The 4718-nt window shown below is 61.9% G+C and carries 4 protein-coding genes; 2 read left to right on the top strand and 2 right to left on the bottom strand.

Going from position 1 to position 4718, the window contains the following annotated elements:
• Nucleotides 1–69: 69 nt before the first annotated feature.
• Both KEC16_RS19490 and KEC16_RS19485 read right to left on the bottom strand, forming a co-directional pair.
• The gene (locus KEC16_RS19490; protein ID WP_211552067.1) at nucleotides 70–1365 is read right to left on the bottom strand and encodes an adenylate/guanylate cyclase domain-containing protein; all 1296 of its coding nucleotides are present in this window, start codon (nucleotides 1363–1365) and stop codon (nucleotides 70–72) included.
• Nucleotides 1366–1821: 456 nt separating this feature from the next.
• Entirely contained in the window at nucleotides 1822–3504 is a 1683-nt protein-coding gene (locus KEC16_RS19485; protein ID WP_211552065.1) for a methyl-accepting chemotaxis protein, read from the bottom strand.
• Nucleotides 3505–3752: 248 nt separating this feature from the next.
• On the opposite strand from KEC16_RS19485, the gene KEC16_RS19480 reads away from it, so the two are divergent.
• Nucleotides 3753–4193: a transposase gene (locus KEC16_RS19480; protein WP_211552063.1), complete on the top strand. Its 441-nt coding sequence runs from the start codon at nucleotides 3753–3755 to the stop codon at nucleotides 4191–4193.
• Between the two features lie 20 nt (nucleotides 4194–4213).
• Nucleotides 4214–4513 carry a hypothetical protein gene (locus KEC16_RS19475; RefSeq protein ID WP_211552061.1) on the top strand — a complete coding sequence of 100 codons (300 nt, stop codon included), beginning with the start codon at nucleotides 4214–4216 and terminating at the stop codon, nucleotides 4511–4513.
• The last annotated feature ends 205 nt before the right edge of the window (nucleotides 4514–4718 follow it).

Raw genomic sequence — 4718 nt, 5'->3', positions numbered from 1 at the left:
CGTCGACGCCGCTGAACGCTTCGGACCGACGGGGAAAGGGGGCGCGAACACGCCTTTTTCCGCACCCTGCTAAAGCCCGGGGGGCGACCACCGCCGCACGCTGACCAGGGCGCTGCGCCCCTTCACCTGGTTTTCTTCGGCCGGGGAATAGCCGTCATCGGCCAGCCCCGAGCGGCGGAGCGCCAGTTCATCGACCACCAATTGGCCTTCCTTGGCCAGCGAGCATAACCGCGCCGCCAGATTGACGCTGTCGCCGATGACGGTGAAGTCCTGACGTTCCTTCGGTCCGATGGCCCCCAAGATGGCCTCGCCGTCATAGATGCCGACGCCGATGCCGCGCGCCATTGGCCGCGCCGCCAGATCGGTCAGGATTTCCTGAGCGGCCAGCAGGGCGCGGGCCTCGCGGTCGGCGCCCTCGAAGCGCACCAGCAGGGCGTCGCCGATCATCTTGTCGACGTCACCACCGTGACGGCTGACCACTTCCACCTGCCGGGTCATCAATTCATTGAGATAATCCACCGTCGCCTTGGGCGGATGGAATTCCGCCAGACTGGAGAAGTCGCGCACGTCGGAATAAAACAAGGTCATGCCCGAGCGGGTAATCGGCGCCGAGCCATCCGGCGACAGCCGCGCCGCCGCCCCGGCACTTTGCGAAACAAAGCGTTCCAACTGCCGGCGCAGGCTTTGCTGCAATCCCAGCCGGGCATCGATATCGGCCTGGGCATTGTGGACGATCCGCCCCAGCCACAAGCCGAAAGCCAGCAAAATAAACGCTGGCAGCACCGCGAACTGAGCGAAGCTATCGACAATGATCTCATCAAGCACGCTGGCCGGTTCGTAGACCTCGAAGGCGATCCGATGACCGCCGGCTTCGATGGGGATGTAAATTTCGTACAAAAGCTGATCATCTCGCACGGTGGTCTCGATCGCCGCCGTGCCCGAGCTCAGGACCTGACGCAGCAATTCATTTTCCTCGCGCACGCCAAGATCACCGATATCGGTGGCATAAAGAGTGACGCCGCGCTGGTCGAAAATCTTCAATTGCAGGGCGTGGCCGTCCTTGGCCACCGCTTCCAGCATGGCCGTGGCCCGCGCACTCAATGGATCAGCAAAGACCGCCGCCGGGCTTTCGCCGGACAGCAAACGGTTCCAGACCTCGGGCTCGGCCCGCTCGGCCAGGCCAACCGTGGTCTCCACCCGTCGCTGGGTCGTTTCCAGATAGACATGGCGCTCGAGCGAATTGACGGCGATCCAGCCCCCTCCCAGCAGCACCATGCCCGCCACAACCAAAGCCGGGACCATGCGGGTATAGAACAGCCGGCGAATGGGATAAGGCTGATCACTTATATCGGTGGCGTCGCTCATATCCCCCCCTGATGTCACATTTCCACCTGTTGACCGACCATAACCAGTCACAGCTGAACAGAATCTGAATAGCATCCCCGCCGACAATAAACGCTTTGCTTGTACCCAAGAGTGCGAGACCCTGATGGTGCGACCCGCGATGGGAAGGAAAAACCGGTCATGACCGCACGGTACGTTCCACCGCCGTCACCCAGCCATGGCGCGCCCCAACCGGCCCAGATACTGCAACGGGAGGAGATGCCGCCGGTCTCAAGAAACGCGGCCTTCGCCTCCGTTCCGGCTAAAATCATCCGAGATGCTCGGGCGTTTCCGTACCGGCATGGGCAATCTCCGTCTTTCCCATTATGTCAGCCCGTGTACACAGAATTCCTGACAGTCCCTCTCCGACGTCCACGAGGGGTTGAAAGTCGTCATCGGCCTTGCCTTCGCCCAGGAAATCGCCGGCGCCATCACGCGTCAGCCGCTGCGAACCTCGGTGAGAAAGGTGTCCACTTGCGCGGTCAGGGCGACGGCGTTGCCGGTCAGATCGTCGGCGGCGATCAAGACTTGCGAGGCGCCCTCGCTGACCTTTCCAACCACATCGGTCATATGCTCCACATTGCGCGAAACCTCGCTGGTGCCGCTGGCGGCTTGCTGAACATTGCGGGCAATTTCCGCCGTGGCGGCGCCTTGTTCCTCGACGGCGGCGGCAACGCCGCTGGCGATGGCGCTGATATCCTCGATGGTCTTGCTGACACCGCCGATGGCATTGACGACGCCGGTGGTGGCGGTTTGGACTTCGCGGACTTGCGACGCGATTTCCTCGGTGGCCTTGGCTGTTTGGTTGGCCAGCGATTTCACTTCGTTGGCGACGACGGCGAAACCCTTGCCGGCCTCACCGGCGCGGGCCGCTTCGATGGTGGCGTTCAGGGCCAGCAAGTTGGTCTGGCTGGCGATGGTGTTGATCAGGCCGATGACATTGCCGATACATTGGGCCGAACTGTCCAATTTGTGGGCTAATTCGTTGACGCTACGGATTTCCGTCGCCGCACCGCTGGCGATGGAAGAGGATTCGGCCACTCGGCGGGAAATTTCGCCGATCGACGCGGATAATTCCTCGGCCGCCGCCGCCACCGTTTCCACATTCACCGCGGTCTGACGGGCGGCGGCGGCCAGGGCGGCCACGGTGCGGCTGGATTCGTCGGAGCTGTCGGCCAAGGTTTCGGCGGTGGTTTTCATGTGGGTCGCGGCAGCGGAGACGGTGGCGGCAACGTCCTTGACCTGGGTTTCGAAACGCCCGGCCAGTGCGTTCAGGCTGTCGCGGCGCACGGTCTCGCTTTCGGCCTTGGCATTGGCTTGTTCCGTCTGCAAGCGATCGGCGCGCACCAGGCCATCGCGGAACACCTCCACCGTCCGCGCCATGATGCCGACTTCGTCGCTGGCGCCACGATTAGGAATTTCAACCTGGGTGTCGCCCCCAGCCAAAGCCTGCATGGCCGCGGTCAGCTTGGACAAAGGTCCAACGATGGTGTTGCCGACCAAAAATGATAACAGCGACAACGCCATGATGCTGAAGGCCAGGGTAATCAAGCCATTTCTTAGGGCCGAATCGGCGGTGTTTTTTTCTTCGGCGAAGGCCTTGGCCATTTCATTTCTGAGCGATCCCCGGACAAAGTCCACAGGGATTTCAATTTTCTCGCTAGCCTGATCGATGACGTCGTCCAGGCGGTCAAATTCTTCTTGTCCGGCTTGTGTCGTAATGGCCTTGCGCAAATCGCCGCCAATCGCCGCCACCAAGGCGGCGACGTCCCTTTGCAAGGTGGCTAAAGCCGCTTTTTCCTCGGACGTATCGGCGGCGGCGATGGCTTTGCCAGCCTCTTCCCGCAAACTGGCCGCCAATTGATCGATCAACTGGGATCGTTCAGCGGAAATCGTCCCGCCTTCCCGGTCGATGATGGAATCCATGGCGACCAAGGTCAGGCGGATCAGATTTCCGTTCAAATCATTCAAAACGGCAAGGTCGGCGGTGCGTTGCCGGCTGGTTTCGCTGCCGTCTTTCATGGCGTGATGAATATGAATGAGAATCCCGCCCATGGCGGCCAGGGCGGCAATGCCGATCACCCAGATCAACGCCAAGCGTCCCTTGATCGCCAGCTTCATGCCACATGTCCTCCTGCCCAGGCGGTGCCGAATGACTGTTCATCGGCAAAGCGGGGATGAAAAGCGTATCATTACGGGTGGGCTTCTGACAAATGGCAGCATTTTTAAGCACAGGCTATTTGTCGCGCGCACAGACCCACGAAGTCACGCATGTCAACGCCCCCGAAACACTTTCCCTCTGTGCCAATGATCCTTGCCACAAACTCCCTGCGTGGAGTTGAGTGAGCACGGATCAGAGGAAAGCGAGCATGTCCGGGGAAAAGCCTTCGAATGCAGTTGGTGGAGATGATGTCGTGGCCTTGCCGTCACCTCCAGATCTGGAGGTGACGGCAAGGCCACGACGGCGCAGTTTCACCGCCGCCTATAAGGCGGCGTTGCTGGCCGAACTGGATGGCTGCCAGCATTCCGGGGAAATCGGTGCCGTTCTGCGGCGCGAAGGAATCTATTCGTCTTCGGTAGCGAAATGGCGTCAGCAGCGGCGGGATGGCGTGCTGGCGGCCATCAAGCGCGGCCCTCCGGCCCGCATGGCCTCGGCGAAGCCTGCCACTGACGATGAAACCCGCGCCTTGCGGCGGGAGAACGCCAAGCTCCGGCGCGAGTTGGAGGTGGCCCAGCTTGCCATCGACATTCAAAAAAAAGTTGCAGCCCTGATGGAGATCGGCCTGACCGGGAGCGACGGCGAGCCCTGACGGCCACCATCGCGGCACAGGTGCCCATCGGCTTGCGCCGGGCGGTTTGTGCGGTCCTGGGGCTCGACCGGAGCGGCCTTTACCCCCGTCGAGCGCCCCCGCCACCAGAGGCGCCGCCGCCCAGGAAGCCCCATCATCGCGCCTTGTCGGCGGCGGAACGCCAAGCCGTGCTGGACGTCCTGCACGAACCGCGCTTCGTCGACCTGGCCCCAGCCGAGGTCTATGCCACGCTGCTGGATGAAGGGCGCTATCTCTGCTCGATCCGCTCCATGTATCGCCTGCTGGCGGCCAACCGCGAGGTGCGCCAGCGCCGCGACTAGGCCCGCCACCCCGCCTATGCCAAGCCCGAATTGCTGGCGCTTGGCCCCAACCAGGTGTGGTCGTGGGACATCACCAAGCTGAAGGGACCGAACAAGGGGCAGTTCTTCAATCTCTACGTCATCATCGACTGGACTTGCCCGGAAAGAGTGGAGAGCAAAGGTGTTAACTTTGCTTGAGGACGACTCTGATGACAGGTTCAGGAAT

The sequence above is a fragment of the Magnetospirillum sulfuroxidans genome, assembly GCF_018224925.1.
GTDB classification, from domain to species: Bacteria; Pseudomonadota; Alphaproteobacteria; order Rhodospirillales; family Magnetospirillaceae; genus Magnetospirillum; species Magnetospirillum sulfuroxidans.
This window is presented reverse-complemented; position numbering and strand designations above follow the sequence as displayed.